Here is a 20,582-nt window from a genome sequence, read left to right as displayed (position 1 = left end):
AAGGGTCTGTTTATACGATGGTCAGGGTTACGTCGATATTGCCGCGGGTGGCGTTCGAATAGGGGCAGACGATGTGGGCGGCGGCAACCAGCTTTTCGGCGGTCGCACGGTCCAGGCCAGGCAGCGAAATCTTCAGTTCCACTTCGATGCCGAAGCCGGTTTCGATAGCGCCGATGCCGACGGTGGCATCGATGGAGGCGTCAGCAGGCACGGCGATCTTGTCGCGGCCGCCGACAAACTTCATGGCGCCGATGAAGCAGGCGGAATAACCGGCTGCAAACAGCTGCTCTGGATTGGTGCCCACGGCGCCGTTGCCGCCCAATTCTTTCGGCGTGGTCAGCTTCACATCCAGTACGCCGTCGCTGCTGACGGAACGGCCTTCGCGGCCGCCGGTGGAAGTTGCGTTGGCACGGTACAGAACTTGTTTGATCGACATGATGAATCCTTTCGTATAGTTGGCTATTGGATCGTGTGCTACTTATTAACCGGCTTGGCGCTGTGCGCTTCGTCCATGTCGACAATATACATAGCACGCGATCTACTTGCAAGCGATTTTTTTGATACCTGAACTGAACACACTATTCAGGATTTCCGAGTCAGGAGCGCAGCTCAACCCCAAAGCTTCAGCGCCTCGGAGGCGATAAGGTCGGGGCGCTCTTCAGGCCAGAACAGTTTGCTCTCCGGCAGGCGCAGCACGCCCTTCGAGTTACCGAAGGCACGGTCGAGGAAGTCCGCATCGGACGGGGCGAATACCGTATCCGACATGCCCCACAGGATGCGCACGGGAATGCGGCTCTTCTTCAGCGCCGGTCCCACGCCGTGGAGAATATTGGGCTCCAGTCCCAGCGCGTAGGCGTTGACCAGGGCCTTGCGGCTCGGGGTGCTCACCAGCTGGCCAAGGTGATAATCGATCACCTCGTCGGTGAGGTTGGCAGGATTGGCGTAGCAGGCGCCTCCCAGATTGTCCGGCTGCCGGGCCTTGTTCTTGTCGGCCACGCAGGGCGCCAGCATTTCGTCCGCGAACGCGCCGCGGCGGGCCAGGGTGAACACCACCTGCATGGCTTGCGGAGGGCAGTTGATCTCGCTGTCGCAATTGGTGAGGATGACCGAACGCACGCGCTCGGGGTAGTGCACAAGCAGCAGCTGGGCAACCGCGCCGCCGCTGTCGTTCGCCACAATGTCGGCCTTGGCGATGCCCAGCTTGTCCAGCAATGCGATCAGCATGGCCGCCTGCGCGCGCGGGATCACGCTCTGGCCTTCCGCGACCTCGGTAAAGCCGGCCGCCATGAAGTCGGGAGCGATGCAGCGCCGGTGCGGCGCAAGCCGCTCCAGGACGCCGCGCCATTGGAAGCTGCTGAGGGGGAAACCATGCAGGAAGAGCGCCGCATCGCCGCTTCCCCTTTCGACATACGCAATGCGGCCGAAACCCGTATCCGCGAACCGGCGGGTGGCATGATAGTCCGCGGCGCTCAGGGAGCGCACCGCGGCGCCCGCCACGTTGACCATTAAAGCTGCGCTTAGTACGCCGCCAGCCGTCTTCAGAAAGTCTCTGCGATACATGTCTGCTCCTTGTTGTCGGGAGATGCCAGTATCGGCGGCTACCAGGTCCGGATTCAATTACCTGGAAGGTAAAGGGGCCATTACCTCCGAGGTAATGGCGCTCAAACCGGCCTCTGGTAGTATGGGCAAATGACCATGAGCGCCGCCGCCAATTCCGACTCTTCCCCGGCACCGGTTGGCGTGCTGCTGCGCGAGTGGCGTTCCGCGCGGCGCCTGAGCCAGCTCGAACTCGCACTCGATGCGGGACTCTCGACCCGCCACCTGAGCTACATCGAAAATGGCAAGGCCCAGCCCAGCCGCGAGATGCTGGCGCGCCTGGCGGATTCCCTGGACATGTCCCTGCGGGAGCGCAACGCGCTGCTGACGGCGGCGGGTTTTGCGCCGACCTATCCTGAAACGGCGCTGGCCCGGCCCGAGCTGGCCCAAATGAACCACGCCATCGCCTGCATCCTGGGCCACCAGGACCCTTTTCCCGCCTTCCTGCTGAACCACCACTGGGACGTGCTGGCCGCGAACGAAGGAGCGCAGCGTGTGGGGAACTTCATGATGGACGGGCGGCCCAGCAAGCACACGAACATGGTGCGCCAGCTCTTCGACCCGGACGACTTCCGTGCTGCCTTCGCGAACTGGGAGGAAGTGGCGGGCACCCTGATACGGCACCTGCACAATCATGTTGCGAGGACGCCTGGCGACACAGTCGCGCGGGCGCTGCTGGAGGAGGCCCTGGCCTATCCCGGCGTCCCGGCCAGCTGGCGGACCCGCGACCTCTCCACCGTGACCATGCCGCTGCTGACCACCGTGCTGAAGCGCGGCGACGTGGTGCTGACCTTCTTCTCGACCATCACCACCTTTGGCACGCCGCGCGACGTCACGCTCGAGGAACTCCACATAGAGTGCTGTTTTCCCGTGGACGAGGCCACGGCGCAATTCTGCCGAAGCTTGAAGTAAACCGCTACTCGTTCACATCCTGTACCACGGACCCCATCCATTTCCTTTTTGTCCAGCGTGGTTTCCAGCTGATCTTCTTGTATCCCGCATTGCGCCACGCCTCCACCGCCTTGTGCCCCGAATCGTAGCTTGGGGAGTAGTGCCCGCTGTCCTCCGTGACTTCCAGGTGGGCGTCGGCCTTGCGCACCGCGAGGTTGTTATAGCGGCCAACCAGGTCATCCAGGCCCACATCGGGACGGAAGCCCATCGACAGCAGGATGCCTTGCGCTTTCTGCACCTCGGCCTGGAACTGCTCGCGTTGCAATTCGTCCCGCAGGCCTATCATGTTGCCTTCGTTTTCGACGCGCATCTTGGCCGCGTCGATCGCCGTGACCAGCCTGTTTTTCTCCGGATGATCCAGGTCGACCGTGCCCGCAGCGTACACATCCTGGCCGCCTGCCAGGAGCGCATGCTTGATGTTCCCGTGGTTTCCCGATACCTTCAGCTGGTCTTCCGTGTCATAGGTGTACATCAGCTTTCCCTCGCACAGCATGCTGTGTATTACCGCCGCCGTGGAGGAGCTGTAGCGGTAGAAAGCGCCGCTCTGGTAGGCGCTCAGGCCATCGGGAAGCCGGGAGCGCCATCCCTCGTAGACGGAAAGTTCGCTCTGGTACTGGTCCTTGTGATGATTGGAGAAAGTGGGCGGCGCCGAGGTGCCGGAGAGGTATCCGTAGGCCGCGCCAATCGCGCCCCCGGCCAGCGCGCCGTAAACGCCTGCACGCGATCCCATCGTCGCACCGAGCATGCCGTATTGAAGGGCCCGTTCTCCCTTGCCCTGGAGCTGCGCCACGCCTGCTCCCTGCATGGGAGCGGACCCATGGTTCACCAACGCCGACATGGCGCCCAGCTGGCTCGCCCTCCTGCTGCCGTTGGCGATGTCGCGAAGCTGCCTTTGAACCACTGCTGCCGGGCGCCTGTCGGCGCCCTCCGGTGCTTTCTGCAACTGCGCGGCCGGATGGGGTGGTACGGTCGTTTTCGGTTCGCCTTTGGCAGGCAGGTGCGTTTTCACGGCAGTCGACTCCTGGGAATGGCAGGGAAACCAATGCTGGACGGCGGCGCGTACAGGATACCATCTGGAAAGAACACGAAAATACGCGCTTTATCACGGCCGCCCGGCTGTCATATACTGGGCATGACGCATCAGGACCTCATCCGACATGATCGCCCGCCAAATACTGTTCCTGTTCAGCGCCCTGGGCGCCATCAACGGCATTCTGCTGGCCGTGTATTTTTTCACGCGGCGGCCGCGCAGCCTGGCCGACTGCATGCTCGGCGCCTTGCTGGTTGCCGTGGGGGTGCGCACGGCCAAGTCGACTTTCCTCTTCTTTAACCCTGAGCTTCCGCTCGCTTACCGCCAGCTGGGGCTGTCCGCATGCCTGCTGATCGGTCCCCTGACCTGGCTCTACGTCCGCTATTCGCTCGACCGGCTTGCGCAGCGGACTTCAGGCGGCGAATGGCGCTGGCATCTCGGCTTGTCTTGCCTGATCATCGGCCTTGGTTTCTTCTACAGGTATTCGCCTTTCCAGATCTGGTACGGCATCCATCTTTACTGGTTCTGCTACCTGGCGGCGGCAGGCTGGGCGCTCTGGAAGGCGCGCCACGAACTGTTCGAGGCGCGGCGCCGCAGCTCGGCAGGAAATCTGCTCCTGCTCAGCGTTTATGGCGGCAGCTTCCTCATCCTAGCTGCCTATGTGAGCACACCGTTCACTTCTTATATAGTGGGCGCGCTGTCCTTCACCTTCTCGCTTCATGTCGGCGTGATGGTGTTCCTGCTGCGGCGGGAATCCGGCGCACAGGAGAAGTATCGGAACAGCAAGCTGGCGAACGAGGATGCGCTGGCCCTGGCGGCGTCGCTGGAGCAGCTCATGGTCGGGCAGAAACTGCACCTGAATCCGAACCTGACGCTGGCCCAGCTTGCGAAAAAAGCAGGGGCCACCCAGGCGCACCTGTCGCAGGTACTGAACGACAGGCTGGGCAAGAGTTTCAATGCCTACGTCAACGAATTCCGCATCGCCGACGCAAAGCGGCTGCTGACGGAGGAGCCGCAGCTGAATCTGGAGATCGTCGCGGAACGCTGCGGTTTCAACTCCAGTTCCACCTTCTTTGCCGCCTTCAAGAAGGCCGCCGGGCAGACGCCCGCCAGCTTCCGCGCCGAATTTGCCGCCTGAAACCCTCCGGAATCGCGATTCCGGAGTGCGGAATCGTGGTTTTGCGAGTCAAGCCCGCGTCACTTCGATAGATTCGTTGCTCCGATAAACGTATTTATTGAGGTGAGGTCATGAATCGATTTTTGCGGCGGCTGGCGCTGGCTTGCCTGTTGCTGACTGTTGCGGGCGCCGGGAACGCCGCTTCCGACGAAGATGAAGTCCGCGAGGCCATCGGTCTCTATCTGCGCGGAACGAGCCTGAACGTGCAGAGCGATATCAACCAGGCTTTCTATCCGAACTCCCGCCTTTACCTGGACGGCAAGGATGGACAGGTGTGGGAGCTGAGCGGCCCGGAATACGCAAAACTGTTTCCCGACGAGAGGAAGGGGCAGTTCAACGGCCGCCTGGGCCGCGTGGCCCATGTGAACGTCGGCGGGAGTGTGGCTACAGCCAAGGCGGAGATCCTCGTTCCGCGACAAGGCATCCGCTACGTCGACGTGTTCGTCCTGAAAAAGATTGGCGGAGCGTGGAAGGTGGTCAGCAAGTCCGCCTACAGCGAAAAAGGCATCAGCCAGGCGCGCAAGATCGCGCTGGTGGTGTCGAACGCCCACCAGTACCCCGGCACCAAGGTCAACACGGGCAACAACTTCCCGGAACTGGCCTATACCTACGACGTGTTCCGCAAGGCGGGCTATATCGTGGACTTCGTCAGCCCGGATGGCGGCGCCGTGCCGCTGGAGATGATCAATACCTCGGACGAAACGATCAAGCGCCACCTGTACGACAGCGATTTCATGTGGGCGCTCGCGCACACCCGGCCCGTGGCCGAGGCGAAGCCGGAGGAGTATGCGGGCGTCGCCTTCATCGGGGGCGGCGCTGCCATCGTCGGCGTGCCGGAGAACCGGGCGGTGCAGGAGTTCGCCATGCATATCTACGAACAGCCGGGCGGCGTGCTCGCAGCCATCTGCCAGGGCACGGAAGGCATCACGAACCTGAAGCTCAGGGACGGCAGCTATCTTGTCCAGAACAAGGTGCTCACCTCCTTCCCGGACGCCTTCCTCAACAGGGAATCGCCGATATTCAAGGCCTATCCCTTCTCCGTGGAGGGCAGCATCAAGCGCCGCGGCGGGAAGTTCACGCACGGCGAGAACGGAAAAGGCCACGTCGAGGTCGACGGCCGGCTGGTGACCGGCATGAACTGGGAGTCGTCCGTCGGCGTGGCGGAGGCGATGATCCGCCTGCTGGCGCAGAAGGATTGATGCCTATTTCTGGGCCAGCAGGTTCTTGATCAGAGCTTCGGTTTCCGCGTACTGGCCTTCGCCGAAGTGGGTGTAGACGACCTGTCCGCTCTTGTCGATCAGGTAGAAGGCCGGCCAGTAGCGGTTGTCATAGGCGTTCCAGGTCGCGTAGCGGTTGTCCTGCGCGACCGGATATTCGATGCCGAAGCGCTTAATGGCCGTCTTCACATTGTCGGTGCTGCGCTCGAAGGCGTATTCCGGCGTGTGCACGCCCACGATTACCAGGCCCTGGTCCTTGTACTTCCTGTGCCAGCTCGTGACATGCGAGAGCGTGTTCACGCAGTTGATGCAGGAATAGGTCCAGAAATCGACCAGTACGACCTTGCCGCGCAGCTGGCTCATGGTGAGCGGAGCGCTGTTCAGCCATTGCTCGATGCCCGCGAACTCGGGCGCCTTTACGCTGGTTTTCAGCGGCGCGGCGGTGACGGAAGCGGCAGCGGTGGCCAGCGCGGCGGCTGCGGCCAGGGTTTTGAGAAGTGCATGCATGGTCAGAGTCCTTTCAGGTTGGGGAAGAGATTGGAGGCCCAGGCATAGGCCAGGATGTCGTACTGCAGATAGATGGCCAGTGCCGTCGCCAGCACCAGCGCGCCGAACACTTTCTGCAGGCTGAATGCGTGGCGCGCCAGCAGGCGTACACGCTGGGTGGCGAGCTGCCCGCCATACACAATGGCCAGCATGGGAATGCCCGCGCCCAGGGCGTACAGCGTGACCAAAGATGCGGACCACGCGGGGTCGTGCGCCTTCACCACCAGCGCAAGGATGGAGGCAAGAACGGGGCCCGCGCATGGCGTCCACACGGCGCCCAGCGACATGCCCAGCACGAAGCCGCCCGCGTTGCTGTCGCTGCTGGCCGCCTGCGGCACGCCGAAACCGAATCCCTGCAGGTGCTGCGCCAGCCAGTCGTAGGGCTGGGGCCAGATGCGCAGCAGGCCGGAGATGGCCAGCAGGGCGATGGCGGCGTTGCGCAGCGCTTCCTGGGCAATGTGGATGCTGGCCGATACGGCGCCCAGCAGCATGGCGAAGGAGGCGAAGGCGAGGATGAAGCCCGCCACGATATACAGGGGCCGGCTGCGCGACTGCTTCGTTACGGCATTCCCGAGCAGGATGGGCAGCACCGGGAGCACGCAGGGCGACGCGATCGTAAACAGTCCAGCGAGGAAGGAGAGCGGTATTTCGAGCGGGTTGTGCATGGTGGACTCCGTCGTTTGGTGTGAAGCCATTAGACCCCCGCCACGTATCCCGCTTGTGTCGTCCATCCCCCGTTTTTGCAATGTTTTGTGTATGTGTACGGGCCAGATACACTGGGATACAAAACTCCCACCGGCTTCCGCTATAAAGCAGTCATGTCCAATTCGGAGAACACCATGACCATGAAGCGCCTGTTTGCCATGCTGGCCTTTCTGGCCGGCGCGGTGGCCGCGGAAGTGCGCCAGCCGCTGCACTGCGACCAGCTTCCGGCCAGCGCCGGACGGATAAAACGGCGAGGAGTATGATCGCCGCATGGATACTTCCGACTACGTATTGATCGTCGACGACGACCGCGGCATCCGCGAACTGATCGCCACCTATCTCGAGAAGAACGGCATGCGCACCGCCGTCGCGGCCAATGGCCGCCAGATGCGCGCCGAGCTGGAACAGGGCGTCCCCGACCTCATCGTCCTGGACCTGATGCTGCCTGGAGAAGACGGCCTGACCCTCTGCCGTGAACTCCGCGCGGGCAAGTTCCGCACGGTGCCTGTGCTGATGCTGACGGCGCGCGGAGAGGAAACGGACCGCATCATCGGCCTCGAAATGGGCGCCGACGACTATCTCGCCAAGCCCTTTGCCGTGCGAGAGCTGCTGGCCCGCATCAAGGCCGTGCTGCGGCGTGCGCGCATGCTGCCCCCGAACATGCAGCTGGCCGAGGCGGCGGAGATCATCCGCTTCGGTGACTGGCGTCTCGACACCACGGCGCGCCACCTGCTCGACGCAGATGGCGTGATGGTCGCCCTGAGCGGCGCGGAATATCGCCTGCTGCGGGTCTTCCTCGACCATCCGCAGCGCGTGCTCACGCGCGACCAGCTGCTGAACTTGACCCAGGGGAGGCAGGCCGACCAGTTCGACCGCTCCATCGACCTGCTGGTGAGCCGCCTGCGCCAGCGCCTGCGCGACGAGGCGCGCGAGCCGCGCTATATCAAGACGCTGCGCAGCGAGGGCTATGTGTTCTCGTCCTCGGTGACGCTGTCCGGCGGTGAAGCATGAGCGGCTTGCGGCATTGGCCTCATAGCATGGCCGCGCGGCTGGCGCTGATCCTTGTCGCGGGCCTGCTTGTGGCGCAGGGGCTGGCCTTCTGGCTGACCCGCATGGAGCGCGACCAGTCCATGACGCAGGTGATGGTGGGCTATATCGAGCGCGAGGTGGTGGCCTCGGTGGCGCTGCTTGACCATCTGCCGCCCGCCGAGCGCGAGGCCTGGCTGCCACGGCTTGCGCGCCGCAGCTACAGCTTCATCCTCGGTCCGGGAATCCCGGGTCAGGCGCCGGATGCAAAACTGTCCGCCGAGATTGCGCAGCAGATCGCCGAAGGCATCGGCACGCGCTACCCGCTCACGGCCAATATGGTGCCCGGCGAGAAGGAGCGGCTGCAGGTCCACCTTCAGCTCAGCGACGACTCGCCGCTGACCATCGACATCCGGCCCATGCCCAGCCTGCCTCTCTCGGGCTGGCTGCCTTATGTGCTGGCGGCACAGCTGCTGGTGCTGGCGGGCTGCTTCTATATCGCCGTTCGCCTGGCAACGCGTCCTTTGCATCAGCTGGCGGATGCGGCCGACGCGCTGGGGCCGGACCTGAAACCTGTACGCATGCCGGAGGATGGCCCCAGCGAGGTGGCGCGCGCCGCCCGCGCCTTCAACGCCATGCAGGAGCGCATCGCCAGCTACATGGCGGAGCGCGTACAGATTCTCGCGGCGGTATCGCATGACCTGCAAACGCCGATCACCCGCATGCGCCTGCGTGTGGACATGATGGACGAGGAACCGCAGCAGGCAAAGCTCCAGCAGGACCTGCAGGAGATGGAAGGCCTGGTGAAAGAGGGCGTGGCCTATGCGCGCACGCTGCACGCGGCCAGCGAGGAACCGTGCGCGATCGATCCCGATTCGCTGCTGGAGAGCCTGGTTCTGGACTATCAGGACGCGGGCGAAAACGTGAGCTTGCGTGGCAGGGTGGGGCAGACCCTCACAAGCCGCCCGCAGGCCTTGCGCCGCATCGTCGGCAATCTGGTGGACAACGCCCTGAAGTACGCGGGTTCCGCAGAAGTCGAGGCTGGTCCTCCCCGCGACGGCGTAATCACTTTGCAGGTTCTGGACCGGGGCCCGGGCATTCCCGACGACATGCTGGAAGCCGTGTTCGAACCTTTCCGCCGCCTGGAGTCGTCACGCAACAGGCAGACAGGCGGCACCGGGCTTGGCCTCGCCATTGCACGCCAGCTCGCGCAGGCAATGGACGCGAAGCTGACTTTGCATCCCCGGGAGGGCGGTGGTCTCATTGCGCGGCTTCAGCTCAGGCTTCAAGGGAGCTGAGCCCGGAACCGGCTGGGCGCGCAACCCAGCGCAGAGCGGAAACTGTGGCTGAAGTGGCTCAAGGTCGCGTAGCCGCAGTCGTCCGCGATGCGCTGAAGCGGCAGGTCGGTACTGCGCAACAGCTGCCGCGCGCGGTCGATTCGCCGTGCGGCGATCCACGCGTGCGGCGGCAAGCCGAAGGATGCGCGGAACATGCGAAGGAAATGGTATTCCGACATGCAGGCCACATCCGCCAGCATGCCCAGCGTGAGGGCGCCGTGCAGATGGGCCTCGATGTAATCGCGCACGCGGCGCCGCACCGCAGGCTGCAGCCCGCCGCGCAGTCGCACGTCCGCCGCTTCGCCCTGTGCGCGCAGCAGGCAGCTCAGGGTTTCGTGCGCGAGCTCATTCGCCTGCATCGGGGCGTCCGCACCTTGCCACGGCAATACTGCCAGCCTGCCGCATAGGCGCTGGAGCTCTCCGCCGGGAGCATGGCTCCGGTCGTCCAGCCGCACGAGCCGTGCGTCGCGGTCCAGCTCCAGTGTGGCGCGGCGCTCCAGCAGCTCGGGCTTGAAATAGAGATGGAGAAAGCGCAACCGGCCCCGCACCAGCCAGCGCGACGCGTGGTCGTACGGCAGGCTGCATATTTCCTCGTCCTGCAAGGCCGATGCCCCATCCAGGCGGCGCGTGCCGCGGCCGGATTTCAGGTAGTAGGCGAGTGTGTGGTGGCCGGGCTGGGAATAGGCGATCTCCAGCCCCTCCGTATCGCGCTCCCATAGCGTGAGCGCCATGCCGTCCCCCAGCTGCATATGGCGCAGCGGAGCCAGGCCGGTGGCAGCCAGGCCGCCGAAGACCGATTGCGGGCGGGCCAGCATGGAAGTGTCGTCGCGCTTCATGCATTGACTCTAACACAGCAATTTTTGGCAAGCGCGCGGCCGCCAGCGCTGGCATGATTCCGGTATCGACCACAAGGAGCCTTCATGCAGAACCAGAATCTGATCGAACAGGCGGCGGAAGCCCTGCGCGCCTTCGCCCTGAACGAGGAAGCCAAGGAGCGCTTCTGCACCGATCCCTTGCTGCAGCCTTTCATGCAGCGGGTGGCGCAGCGCTATGTCGCCGGGAGTACAGTGGACGACGTTCTTCGCCGCGTCGCGGAGATGGCCGCGCGCGGGCACAGGGCTTCCGCCGAGTACATGGGCGAAAGCGTCCATGACGAAGGCTTTGCCAACTCGGAGACCGAAGTCTTTCTGCAGCTTGCCGGCGCGCTGGCACGGCAGGGCGCAGACTGCTCCATTTCCTTCGACCTTTCCCACGTGGGAGCGGCCGTCGATCCGGAGCTGGGCTACCGCAATGCGCTGCGCATTGCGCGCGCAGCTGAGGGTCGGGAGGTGATGGTCTCCATGGAGAACCACGAACGGGCGGACCTGATCTACGACATCTACCGCCGTTTGCACGAAGAGGCGGGCATGCACCATGTAGGCATTACCGTTCCCGCACGCCGCCACCGCAGCGAGCAGGACCTGCCTGCGATGATGAAGCTTCCGGGCCGCATCCGCCTCGTAAAAGGCGCCTTCCATGAAGGCCCCGAGGTTTCGCATCCACGCAACAGCCCCGAGCTGGCAGCCGCCTACCGCCGCCACGCGCAAACGCTGCTGCGTTCCGGCCACCTGTGTTCGATTGCTACGCATGATCGCGCGATCCAGGGCGAGCTGGCAGAGATGATCCGAAACGAAGGCCTGGACCCGGCACGCTATGAGTTCGAATCCCTGGACGGCCTGGGTACGGAGCAGATCGACGGACTGCGCGCGCAGGGCTTCCCCACGCGCGAATACGCGGTGTTCGGAACGGAGCACTTCCTGTATGTGCTGAACCGGATATCGGAAGAACCGGTACGGGTCTATCAGGCGCTGATCGACCTGCTGCGGCCCTGAGCCGCTCAGGCCAGGTCGCCCGTCTCGAAGCCTTCCAGCACGTTGACCGTGTTGGTTCCCAGCTCGCGCAGCGCGCTCCCGCCTTCGAAGACGAAGCAGGTGGGCAGACCGAGATAGGAGAGCCGTTCGCCGATGCGCAGATAGTCAGCCGCCTGCAGGCCGAAGCCCTTGTGCGGCTCGCCCGCGAAGGTATTGGCGCCCAGCGCCACGACCAGCGCCTCCGGCCGGTACATGGAGAGGCGCACACAGGCCGTTTCCAGGGCCGCAAACCATTCGGCAGGCGCCGCTCCTGGAGAAAGCGGCAGATTGGCGTTGTAGCCCAGGCCCGCGCCGGCGCCGGTTTCGTCGGCATGGCCGCTGAAATGGGGATAGGCGGCGCGCGGGTCGGCGTGCAGGGAGATGCAGAACACGTCAGGCCGTTCGTAGAAGATGGACTGGGTGCCGCTGCCGTGGTGATAGTCCAGGTCCAGGACCGCGACGCGCTGCAGGCCGTCGTCCAGCAGGTGCTGGGCAGCCAGTGCGGCGTTGTTCAGATAGCAGCCGCCCGCCAGATAGTCGGCGCCCGCGAAGTGGCCCGCCGGCCGGGTAAGCACGAAGGTGCTGCGCTCTCCCAGGCGCAGGGCGTGGGCGGCGTTGACCGCGCAGTCTGCGCCCATGCGCGCGGCGGTCCACATTCCGGAAGAAAGCTCGGTGGAGGCATCGGCCGAATATAGGCCGAGGCGCGCGTTGAAGTCCTGCGGCTCGATGTCGGCGCGCTTGCCGCGAATCGGCCAGCCAGCGGCGACAGGCGCGCGCCCCGCATTCGCAGGCGCCAGCGATACCCATTCATTCCAAGCCGTGCGCAGGAAGTGCAGGTAGCGCGGCGTATGCACGCGCTCCAGCGACATGAGCGGCACGTTCTGCGGCGTGACAATGCGGCCAAGGCCGCGCCGTCCCAGCTCGGCCAGCACCGCTTCGATCCGTTGCGGACTGTCGGCGGCGCCGGGCTGCTGGGCGTGCTGTTCGTTGTAGAAAGTGAGCACGTCTGCCCCTGCGGCGTTCAGCTGCGGTTGGGGCAGAGATTGCTGGCGCGGTAGGCTGTCACGTAGTCGTCGAAGCTGCCGGTCTGGATGCGCTCCATCTCGGCCTGTTTGGCCAGCGATTCCTCGGCCAGCTTCTCGAAGTACGATTGTTCCAGGGCGCTGGGCGGATGCGCGCGGAACCATTCGGCGTGCTTCTGGCTCTGGCGCAGGCCGAAGTCCGCGAAGGACTTGCCGTTCGCATTCAGTTCGCGCAGCACGGCGGCCGATGGCGTGGCGTCGGGATCGTCCAGCTTGAGCTGCTGGACCTTCAGCGCTTCGGCATGCGCCTGGTCGCCGCGCAGGGTGTCGAGCAGTTCGGCGGCGGGGCGGATACGTTCGATCAGCTCACTGCCCCATTCCTTCAGCGCGACGGGCTTGCCGTCCTTTTCCAGCATCAGGCCCGGACGGCGGCCTTCCTTCACGGTGCGCGCGAAGTTGCTGGCGTAATGCTCGCCCTGCAGCGTGGTGATGGTGGGGCTGTCCTCCAGGGCGCAGAACAGCAGGAAGGCGTCGAGGAAGCGGCCTGCCTGTTCGCTGATGCCGACCGGCTCGAACGGGTCCACATCCATGCAGCGCACTTCGATGTACTGCACGCCGCGGTTGCACAGCGCCTGGATGGGACGTTCGCCCGTGCGGATAACGCGCTTGGGACGGATAGTGGAGTAGTACTCGTTCTCGATCTGGATCACGTTGGTCGAGAGCTGCTGCCACTCGCCCTTCTCGTTCTTCACGCCGATCTTCTGGTAAGGCTCGTACGGCTGGTTCACGGCGCGCGTGAGTGTGGCCACATAGCTGTCCAGGCTATTCTCGTGCGGGCGCAGGCCGGACTGGGCGTCGTTCTGGTAGCCCAGGTCGCTCATGCGCAGGCTGGTCGCATAGGGCAGGTAGAGCGTGTCGTTCGACAGGGTCTCCAGCTTGTGCGGACGGCCGCGCAGGAAGCTGCTGTTCAGGGCGGGCGATGCGCCGAACAGGTACATGAGCAGCCAGCTGTAGCGGCGGAAGTTGCGGATCGTGGCCAGGTAGGCTTCCGACTGGTAGGCCATGGGCGAGAGGCGGCGGCCCGTGGTCTCGTGATCGTCCAGGATGCGCCACAGGCGCTCGTCCAGCGAATAGTTGTAGTGAATGCCCGCGATGCACTGCATCGCCTTCCCGTAGCGCAGGGCCAGGCCGCGGCGGTACACGTGCTTCAGCATGCCCAGGTTGGACTTGCCATACCAGGCGATCTCGATGTCCTCTTCGGCCGGGAGCTGGCAGGGCATGGACTGGCTCCACAGCAGTTCGTCGCCCAGGTGGGCGTAGGCGAAGCGGTGGATGGAGTTCAGCTTGTCCAGCGTGATGGCGATGTCGTTTTCGGCGGGAGTGATGAACTCCAGCAGGGTCTCGGCGTAGTCGGTCGTGATCTGTTCGTGCGTGAGGGCGGAGCCCAGTGCAAGGGGATGTGGCGTACTGGCCAGGTGTCCATCCGGACGCACCCGCAGGGTCTCCCGCTCAATGCCGCGCAAGCCGCCCCGCAGCACCTCGCGGTGCCGTTCCTCGGCCAGCAGGGCCAGACGGCGGGTCAATAGATTGGACAATATGCTCTTCCTTTCTTGTGCAGCTAACAAAAGATTGGTGGGAGAGTAACCGAAATCGGCAAGGCGCGTGTGGCGGGCCCCAAAAATGCCATTTTAGCAAAACGGGGCGCGGTGTTTCCGCGCGCTGGCGCACCTAAGTCGGCGGACGGCGGCCGCCGCTGACACGCTCGATGCCCGCCAGGTCGGCCCAGCTCCGGACCTCGGTAAAGCCCTGCTGCGCGAGCGACGCGCGCACGGCTTCGGCCTGGTCGTAGCCATGCTCCATGAGCAGCCAGCCCTGCGGAACGAGGTGGGCCGGGGCCCCGGCGACGATCGTGCGCAGGGCGGACAGGCCGTCGGCATGATCGGTGAGCGCGCTGGTGGGTTCGAAGCGCAGATCGCCTTCGGACAGATGGCGGTCTCCCGCCGCGATATAGGGAGGATTGGAGACGATCAGCTCGAAGGTCTCGCCGCCGACGGCCGAGTACCAGTCGCTGGCGAGAAAACGTACGGAAGCCCCGTGGGCCGAGGCATTGCGGCTTGCGGTGGCGAGAGCCTCGGGGCTCACATCCAGCGCCGTCACGTTCGCGTCGCGCCGCGTGTGTGCCACGGCCACCGCAATGGCGCCGCTGCCTGTGCCCATGTCCAGCATGCGGCCTTGCGTGGGCAGGCGCTCCATCGCCAGCTCGACCAGCAGCTCCGTTTCGGGGCGGGGAATCAGCACGGTGGGGCCGACTTCGAAATCCAGGCCATAGAACTCGCGGCGGCCGAGGATATAGGCGACGGGTTCGCCGTCCAGGCGGCGCTGCAGCAGTCCGGAAAGGCGCAGCGCCTCGTCCTCATCGAGGGCGCGGTCGGCCTGCGTGATGAGGGCCGTGCGGGATACGTTCAGGGCATGGCAGACCAGCAGCCGCTGGTCCACCGGATCGAGCAGGGGCTGTCGCTGCAGGGCGGCGAGCGTGGTGCCGGGAGCGACCAGCCGTGTCATGCGCGGCGGCGCAGCAGCACCCAGATGAGGGTCAGCGTGAGGATGCCGAACCACACGGCGGACCACTGCGGAATGGAGAGGCCGAACAGCGCGTCGGTCGCGTTCTCGCACAGGCCGTCCGCCTGGAACAGGAAGGGCAGGGCGGTGGCGGTGGGGATCTTGTTCAATGCCGTTTCCAGCGGATCGATGCCGCAGGACAGGCCGGGGTGGGCGAGCACATACAGATGCTTGCCCACCACACCGAGGCCGCCGAGCGCCGCCAGCAGGCCGATGCCCGCGCCCAGCTTGGGCTTCTGCGAGAAGGCCCCGATCAGCGCGCCAATACCGATGGCGATGAACAGATAGCGCTGGATCACGCAGAGGGGGCAGGGCAGCATGTTCATCGCATGCTGCAGATACAGGGCCACGCCGATCAGGCCAAAGCTCACGGCGGCGGTAGCGAGAAGAATGGAGCGTGAATTCATCGTGTAATCATCGCAAAAGTTAGGCCGCGCCATTCTCGCACAAATCGCGCCTCAGTCGCCAAGGGCGGCGAGCTGCTCGGCCTGGTGTTCGGCGGCGAGGGCCGTGGTGAGCTCGCTCAGGTCGCCGTCCATGATCATGTCCAGCTTGTAGAGGGTGAGGTTGATGCGGTGGTCCGTCATGCGGCCTTGAGGGAAGTTGTAGGTGCGGATGCGCTCGCTGCGGTCGCCGCTGCCGATCAGGCTCTTGCGCGTGGCCGCTTCCTTGCTCTGCTGCTCGCGCAGCTGCACGTCCTTGATGCGCGCCGCAAGCACCTTCATCGCCGAGGCCTTGTTCTTGTGCTGCGAGCGGTCGTCCTGGCATTCGACCACGATGCCGCTCGGGATGTGGGTGATGCGCACCGCCGAATCGGTCTTGTTGATGTGCTGTCCGCCCGCGCCCGAGGCGCGGAAGGTGTCGATGCGCAGGTCGGCGGGGTTGATGTGCACGTCCTCCACTTCGTCGGCTTCGGGCATCACGGCCACGGTGCAGGCGGAGGTGTGGATGCGGCCCTGCGTTTCGGTTGCGGGCACGCGCTGCACGCGGTGGCCGCCGGATTCGAACTTGAGCTTGGAGTAGGCGCCGTTGCCGACAATGCGCGCGATCACTTCGCGGTAGCCACCCAGGTCGCTCTCGGATGCGCTCACGATCTCCACCTGCCAGCGGCTGCGCTCCGCGAAGCGCGTGTACATGCGCAGCAGGTCGCCCGCGAACAGGGCCGATTCGTCGCCGCCCGTGCCCGCGCGGATCTCGAGGAAGATGTTGCGTTCGTCGTTCGCGTCCTTCGGCAGCAGCATCTTCTGCAGGTCCAGTTCCAGCTCCGCCAGGCGCGCCTTGCCGTTTTCGATTTCTTCCTGCGCGAAGTCCTTCATGTCCGGGTCGGAGAGCATGTCCTGCGCTTCGGCGATGTCGCTCTGCGCCTGCTGGTAGTCCTTGTACAGGGCCACCAGCGGCTGCAGCTCCGCGTGCTCGCGCGTCATCTTGCGATAGCTGTCCATGTTCGACGTCGCGCTTTCGGACATGAGCAGTTCGTCCAGCTCCACGAGGCGGTTGGCGAGTTGGTCCAGCTTGGCCAGCATTGATGGTTTCATGGTTCGATTCGGTGTGAATGCGCCGGTGCGGCGCGGGACATGCAAGGGGACGCCGCCAGCAAGGCAGCAGAAGAAGGCGGCGCCGCTAACGGCGGCCGCGGAACAGCTGTGGCAGCAGTTCGGCCAGCTGGGCGCGCTCGTCGCCCTTTGCGCTGTGCAGCGCCTGCTGCGGGCCGTGCATGAACTTGGCCGTAAGGCCCTTGGACAGCGCTTCGAGCACGGTGTCGATGTCTTCGCCCTTGGCCAGCAGCTTGCGCGCGCGCTCCAGTTCCAGCAGGCGGATCGCTTCGCCGTTCTCCTGCAGGCCCTGGATCACCGGCACCACGGCGCGGTCGTCGATCCAGTGCATGAAGGACTGCACGCGCGTTTCGATAATGGCTTCGGCCTGCGCCACGGCGGCCTGGCGGTTTTCCATGCCCGTCTGGACTACCTTGCCCAGGTCGTCCACGGTGTAGAGGAAGACGTCGTTGAGGCGGCCCACTTCGGCTTCGATATCGCGCGGCACGGCCAGGTCCACCATGAACATGGGCTTGTGGCGGCGCGCTTTCACTGCGCGTTCCACCATGCCCAGGCCGATCAGCGGCAGCGAAGAGGCGGTGCAGGAGATGACGATGTCGAACTGGTGCAGCTGGTTCTGCAGCTCGGCCAGGCGCATGGCCTTCCCGTTGAAGCGGTGGGCCAGGCTTTCGCCGCGCTCCATGGTGCGGTTGGCGATGGTGATCGACTTCGGGTTCTGCGCCGCGAAGTGCGTGGCGCACAGCTCGATCATCTCGCCCGCGCCGATGAAGAGCACATTCTGGTCCGCGAGCTTGTCGAAGATGCGCTGGGACAGGCGCACGGCGGCCGCCGCCATCGACACGCTGTGCGCGCCGATCTCGGTGGTGCTGCGCACTTCCTTGGCGACCGAGAAGCTGCGCTGGAAGAGCTGGTGCAGGTAGGTGCCCAGGCCGCCCGCTTCGTCGGCGGTGCGGATGGCGTCCTTGATCTGGCCCAGGATCTGGGTTTCGCCCAGCACCATCGAATCGAGGCCGGAGGCGACGCGGAAGGTGTGGCGCACGGCGTCGTGCTGCGGCAGCATGTAAAGGTGCGGGCGCAGCTCGGAATAGTTCAGCTGGTGGAAATCGGCCAGGAAATGGGCGCCCGCGTCGAGCGGATTGTCCGCATGGCTGGCGGCATAGAGCTCGGTGCGGTTGCAGGTGGACAGGATGGCTGCCTCGTCGCTGCCGCGCGAATCCAGGCGCTGGAACCAGTTGCGCGCCGCCGCGACCGCCGTGCCCAGCTGCTCAGGCGCGAACGCCAGCCGCTCGCGCAGGGCGAGCGGAGCAGTGGTGTGGTTCAGGCCGACGGCAAGGAGCTGCATTTCCGGAATAGATAGGGTCGTTGCCGCACATTATAACGCGCTGCGGCAGAGGGGGCCCGGCCCCCGCAGGGACAGAATGTCTCAGGCGCCCAGCTTTTCCAGGCGGTAGCCGTAGCTGTACACGGGCACCAGGCGGAAGCCGTTCTCAGGCTTGAGCTGCAGCTTGTTGCGCACGCGGGACACGTGGGTGTCCATGGTGCGGGAAGGCACGTCGGTTTCCCGGATCCAGACGGCCTCGTGGATGTAGGCGCGGGACAGGGGGCGCCCGATGTTGCGGAAAAACAGCAGCGCCAGGTAGAACTCCTTGTGCGTCACGTCCAGGACATTGCCATCCATCAACAGGCGGCCGGGACGGGTTTCGAAGACGTACTGGCCGAACTGCAGCTGCTCCGCGCCGTTCTGGCTGGGGAAGGCGCGCCGGAGCAGGGCCTGCACCCGGGCCACCAGTTCGCTGCGGCGCAGCGGTTTGATCATGTAATCGTCCGCGCCCGCATCCAGGCCGGCCACGATATCGTCCTCGCCGGAGGCGGTGGTCATGAACATCACGGGCGCCTTCTCGGTCAGCCGCTCGCGGGCCTTGCGCAGGAGCTCGGCGGCGGACATGCCGTCCACCTGCCAGTCCATGATCAGCATGTCGTAGTTGTCCTTGCGCAACTGCGCCAGCAGGTCCTTGGCGCTCTGCACGCCATGACAGGCATGGCCGGCCGACGTCAGGACTTGGCTGATCAAATCGGTCTGGGTGCGGTCGTGGTCGAGGACTACAATTCTCATGTAAGCGGAAGTTAAGGCTTGGTCACAGGAATATAACAGAGATTTACAAGAAAAGTTTCAAAATAAACCAAATATTTCTATTGAGAACGATACTTTGTTGCGGTGCGGAGCCGCCTGGCGATTACACGGTACACTTGTTAGACCCCCTTTTCAATGGCCATTTACATTTGGCAATCTTTTAATGGTGGCGACTGTGGCGGAAGAGTGGACAGTGATGCCTGCCAGCGCGCAGGAAATAGCGGAAGTGCGGGAGCGTTGCCGGCGCCTGGTGCGGCGGCGGGCGACGATGTCGGCCGGGCTGGCGGCGGTGCCCATTCCGGGCATGGACGTGATCTCCGACCTGCGCCTGTTTACCCAGCTGATCGAGGACGTGAACCGCGAATTCGGCCTCACGCCGGAGCAGATTGACCGCCTTCAGCCCAAATTCCGCCTGATCGCCTATGAGGCGGCGATGGGCGTGGGCAGCATGCTGGTGGGGAAGATCGTGACGCGGGAAGTGGTATTGAAGCTGATCCGGCGCAGCGGGGTAAAGCTGCTGGCGAAGCAGGCGAGCAAGGTGGTGCCGCTCGCGGGCCAGGCGGCCTCGGCGGCAATCGGCTTCTTCGCCTTCCGCCAGATCGGCTACCAGCACGTGGACGCCTGCGCCCGCGTCGCCCAGGAACTCGTCACCGCCCGCTGAGGCCGCGGGCGGCCTCAGCGCGCCGAGCTATCAGGCGTCGGGAAGGATGACGTTGACGTCGAGGACTTCGAGGTTGCCCTGGCGGTCGAGGGAGATCTTGATGTCGTCCGCGTTCACCTTGGTGTACTTGGAGATCACTTCGATCAGTTCCTTGTGCATCGCGGGCAGGAAGTCCGGACCGGCGCGGCCGTTGCGCTCGCGCGCGATGATCACTTGCAGCCGTTCCTTGGCCGCCGTCGCCGTCTTGGGCTTGTTCTGGAACAGGAAATCGAGGAGTGCCATTATTTCGCTCCAAAGATGCGCTGCAGCAGGCCAGGCTTTTCGTAGGAAGTGAAGCGCAGCGGCCGGTCTTCGCCCAGGAAGCGCGCGATCACGTCTTCATACGCCTCGGCCACGTCCGTGCCCTTGAAGTGGATCGCCGGATTGCCCTGGTTCGAGGCGTGCAGCACCTGCTCGGACTCGGGAATCACGCCGATCAGCGGAATGCGCAGGATTTCCTGCACGTCCGTATAGGACAGCATCTCGCCCGCTTCCACGCGCTTGGGCGAGTAGCGGGTGATCAGCAGGTGCTCCTTCACCGGCTCGCCGCCCGATTGCGCGCGGCGCGACTTGGCCTGGATGATGCCCAGGATGCGGTCGGAATCGCGCACCGAGGAGACTTCCGGGTTGGTCACGATCAGCGCTTCGTCGGCAAAGGTCAGCGCCATCAGCGCGCCGTGCTCGATGCCCGCGGGCGAATCGCAGATGATGTATTCGAAGCCCATCTTGATCAGCTCGGCCAGCACTTCTTCCACGCCGTCTTCGCTCAGGGCGTCCTTGTCGCGCGTCTGCGAGGCGGGCAGGATGAAGAGGTTGTCGGTGTGCTTGTCCTTGATGAGCGCCTGGTTGAGCGTCGCTTCCTTGTTGATCACGTTGATCAGGTCGTAGACCACGCGGCGCTCGCAGCCCATGATCAGGTCCAGGTTGCGCAGGCCGACGTCGAAGTCGATCACCACGGTCTTGTGGCCACGCAGGGCGAGCCCGCTGGAGAAGCTGGCGCTGGAGGTCGTCTTGCCGACACCGCCCTTACCGGACGTTACAACAATAATTCTTGCCACGGATTATCCTTTTGGGTGAGCTAAG

Annotated in this window: 23 protein-coding genes; 8 read left to right on the top strand and 15 right to left on the bottom strand. The window is 64.6% G+C overall.

Annotation, left to right across the window (positions count from 1 at the left end):
• Positions 1-10: 10 nt before the first annotated feature.
• A complete protein-coding gene (locus LSQ66_RS21330; protein ID WP_231767171.1) occupies positions 11-436 on the bottom strand; it encodes an organic hydroperoxide resistance protein in 426 nt (141 codons plus the stop codon).
• Positions 437-609: 173 nt separating this feature from the next.
• Positions 610-1,560 (bottom strand): alpha/beta fold hydrolase, encoded by a 951-nt coding sequence (locus LSQ66_RS21325; RefSeq protein WP_231767170.1) that lies wholly within the window; start codon positions 1,558-1,560, stop codon positions 610-612.
• A gap of 135 nt (positions 1,561-1,695) precedes the next feature.
• On the opposite strand from LSQ66_RS21325, the gene LSQ66_RS21320 reads away from it, so the two are divergent.
• The gene (locus LSQ66_RS21320) at positions 1,696-2,508 is read left to right on the top strand and encodes a helix-turn-helix domain-containing protein (RefSeq protein ID WP_231767169.1); all 813 of its coding nucleotides are present in this window, start codon (positions 1,696-1,698) and stop codon (positions 2,506-2,508) included.
• A gap of 4 nt (positions 2,509-2,512) precedes the next feature.
• Here LSQ66_RS21320 and LSQ66_RS21315 read toward each other — a convergent pair whose 3' ends face one another.
• Entirely contained in the window at positions 2,513-3,556 is a 1,044-nt protein-coding gene (locus tag LSQ66_RS21315) for a hypothetical protein (protein ID WP_231767168.1), read from the bottom strand.
• Between the two features lie 148 nt (positions 3,557-3,704).
• Here LSQ66_RS21315 and LSQ66_RS21310 point away from each other — a divergent pair, with 148 nt between their 5' ends.
• Positions 3,705-4,715: a helix-turn-helix transcriptional regulator gene (locus tag LSQ66_RS21310; RefSeq protein WP_231767167.1), complete on the top strand. Its 1,011-nt coding sequence runs from the start codon at positions 3,705-3,707 to the stop codon at positions 4,713-4,715.
• 110 nt (positions 4,716-4,825) lie between these two features.
• The gene (locus LSQ66_RS21305; protein WP_231767166.1) at positions 4,826-5,953 is read left to right on the top strand and encodes a nuclear transport factor 2 family protein; all 1,128 of its coding nucleotides are present in this window, start codon (positions 4,826-4,828) and stop codon (positions 5,951-5,953) included.
• 3 nt (positions 5,954-5,956) lie between these two features.
• Here the strand turns inward: LSQ66_RS21305 and LSQ66_RS21300 are convergent, their stop codons facing one another.
• Complete coding sequence (locus LSQ66_RS21300; RefSeq protein WP_231767165.1) at positions 5,957-6,478, bottom strand: thioredoxin family protein; 522 nt, start codon at positions 6,476-6,478, stop codon at positions 5,957-5,959.
• A 2-nt stretch (positions 6,479-6,480) separates the two neighbouring features.
• Positions 6,481-7,182, bottom strand: coding sequence for a cytochrome c biogenesis CcdA family protein (locus tag LSQ66_RS21295; protein WP_231770172.1), 702 nt, complete (start codon positions 7,180-7,182; stop codon positions 6,481-6,483).
• 174 nt (positions 7,183-7,356) lie between these two features.
• On the opposite strand from LSQ66_RS21295, the gene LSQ66_RS24760 reads away from it, so the two are divergent.
• Genes LSQ66_RS24760 through LSQ66_RS21285 form a run of 3 tightly spaced genes read left to right on the top strand, consistent with a single transcriptional unit; the run spans position 7,357 to position 9,546 of the window.
• The gene (locus LSQ66_RS24760; protein WP_269449186.1) at positions 7,357-7,485 is read left to right on the top strand and encodes a hypothetical protein; all 129 of its coding nucleotides are present in this window, start codon (positions 7,357-7,359) and stop codon (positions 7,483-7,485) included.
• Positions 7,486-7,492: 7 nt separating this feature from the next.
• The gene (locus LSQ66_RS21290; RefSeq protein WP_231767164.1) at positions 7,493-8,233 is read left to right on the top strand and encodes a response regulator; all 741 of its coding nucleotides are present in this window, start codon (positions 7,493-7,495) and stop codon (positions 8,231-8,233) included.
• Positions 8,234-8,259: 26 nt separating this feature from the next.
• Positions 8,260-9,546, top strand: coding sequence for an ATP-binding protein (locus LSQ66_RS21285; RefSeq protein ID WP_231767163.1), 1,287 nt, complete (start codon positions 8,260-8,262; stop codon positions 9,544-9,546).
• Here LSQ66_RS21285 and LSQ66_RS21280 read toward each other — a convergent pair.
• Complete coding sequence (locus LSQ66_RS21280; protein ID WP_231767162.1) at positions 9,534-10,421, bottom strand: helix-turn-helix domain-containing protein; 888 nt, start codon at positions 10,419-10,421, stop codon at positions 9,534-9,536. The genes LSQ66_RS21285 and LSQ66_RS21280 overlap by 13 nt on opposite strands.
• 84 nt (positions 10,422-10,505) lie before the next feature.
• Here LSQ66_RS21280 and LSQ66_RS21275 point away from each other — a divergent pair, with 84 nt between their 5' ends.
• Positions 10,506-11,456 (top strand): proline dehydrogenase family protein, encoded by a 951-nt coding sequence (locus LSQ66_RS21275; protein WP_231767161.1) that lies wholly within the window; start codon positions 10,506-10,508, stop codon positions 11,454-11,456.
• A 5-nt stretch (positions 11,457-11,461) separates the two neighbouring features.
• Here LSQ66_RS21275 and LSQ66_RS21270 read toward each other — a convergent pair whose 3' ends face one another.
• From LSQ66_RS21270 to LSQ66_RS21240, 7 genes are all read right to left on the bottom strand, one after another.
• The gene (locus LSQ66_RS21270) at positions 11,462-12,478 is read right to left on the bottom strand and encodes a histone deacetylase family protein (protein ID WP_231767160.1); all 1,017 of its coding nucleotides are present in this window, start codon (positions 12,476-12,478) and stop codon (positions 11,462-11,464) included.
• 17 nt (positions 12,479-12,495) lie between these two features.
• Positions 12,496-14,091, bottom strand: a complete 1,596-nt coding sequence (gene gshA, locus LSQ66_RS21265; RefSeq protein WP_231767159.1) for a glutamate--cysteine ligase — start codon at positions 14,089-14,091, stop codon at positions 12,496-12,498.
• Between the two features lie 133 nt (positions 14,092-14,224).
• Positions 14,225-15,058: a peptide chain release factor N(5)-glutamine methyltransferase gene (gene prmC, locus LSQ66_RS21260; protein ID WP_231767158.1), complete on the bottom strand. Its 834-nt coding sequence runs from the start codon at positions 15,056-15,058 to the stop codon at positions 14,225-14,227.
• Positions 15,055-15,522: a disulfide bond formation protein B gene (locus LSQ66_RS21255; RefSeq protein WP_231767157.1), complete on the bottom strand. Its 468-nt coding sequence runs from the start codon at positions 15,520-15,522 to the stop codon at positions 15,055-15,057. The genes prmC and LSQ66_RS21255 overlap by 4 nt, the downstream gene beginning before the upstream one ends.
• 51 nt (positions 15,523-15,573) lie before the next feature.
• Positions 15,574-16,650 carry a peptide chain release factor 1 gene (gene prfA, locus LSQ66_RS21250; RefSeq protein WP_231767156.1) on the bottom strand — a complete coding sequence of 359 codons (1,077 nt, stop codon included), beginning with the start codon at positions 16,648-16,650 and terminating at the stop codon, positions 15,574-15,576.
• An 85-nt stretch (positions 16,651-16,735) separates the two neighbouring features.
• Entirely contained in the window at positions 16,736-18,010 is a 1,275-nt protein-coding gene (gene hemA, locus LSQ66_RS21245; RefSeq protein ID WP_231767155.1) for a glutamyl-tRNA reductase, read from the bottom strand.
• An 81-nt stretch (positions 18,011-18,091) separates the two neighbouring features.
• Positions 18,092-18,781, bottom strand: a complete 690-nt coding sequence (locus LSQ66_RS21240; RefSeq protein ID WP_231767154.1) for a response regulator transcription factor — start codon at positions 18,779-18,781, stop codon at positions 18,092-18,094.
• A 214-nt stretch (positions 18,782-18,995) separates the two neighbouring features.
• Here LSQ66_RS21240 and LSQ66_RS21235 point away from each other — a divergent pair, with 214 nt between their 5' ends.
• Entirely contained in the window at positions 18,996-19,460 is a 465-nt protein-coding gene (locus LSQ66_RS21235; protein WP_231770171.1) for a hypothetical protein, read from the top strand.
• Positions 19,461-19,490: 30 nt separating this feature from the next.
• On the opposite strand, the gene minE is transcribed toward LSQ66_RS21235, so the two are convergent.
• Both minE and minD read right to left on the bottom strand, forming a co-directional pair.
• Entirely contained in the window at positions 19,491-19,742 is a 252-nt protein-coding gene (minE, locus tag LSQ66_RS21230; RefSeq protein ID WP_231767153.1) for a cell division topological specificity factor MinE, read from the bottom strand.
• On the bottom strand, positions 19,742-20,557 hold the full coding sequence (gene minD, locus LSQ66_RS21225; protein ID WP_231767152.1) for a septum site-determining protein MinD: 816 nt from the start codon (positions 20,555-20,557) through the stop codon (positions 19,742-19,744). The genes minE and minD overlap by 1 nt, the downstream gene beginning before the upstream one ends.
• Positions 20,558-20,582: the final 25 nt, after the last annotated feature.

Origin of the sequence: Massilia endophytica, assembly GCF_021165955.1 — a bacterium.
In the GTDB taxonomy this organism is placed as follows: domain Bacteria; phylum Pseudomonadota; class Gammaproteobacteria; order Burkholderiales; family Burkholderiaceae_D; genus Rugamonas; species Rugamonas endophytica.
The sequence above is the reverse complement of the archived record's forward strand: the minus strand, read 5'-3'. Positions and strand labels throughout refer to the sequence as shown.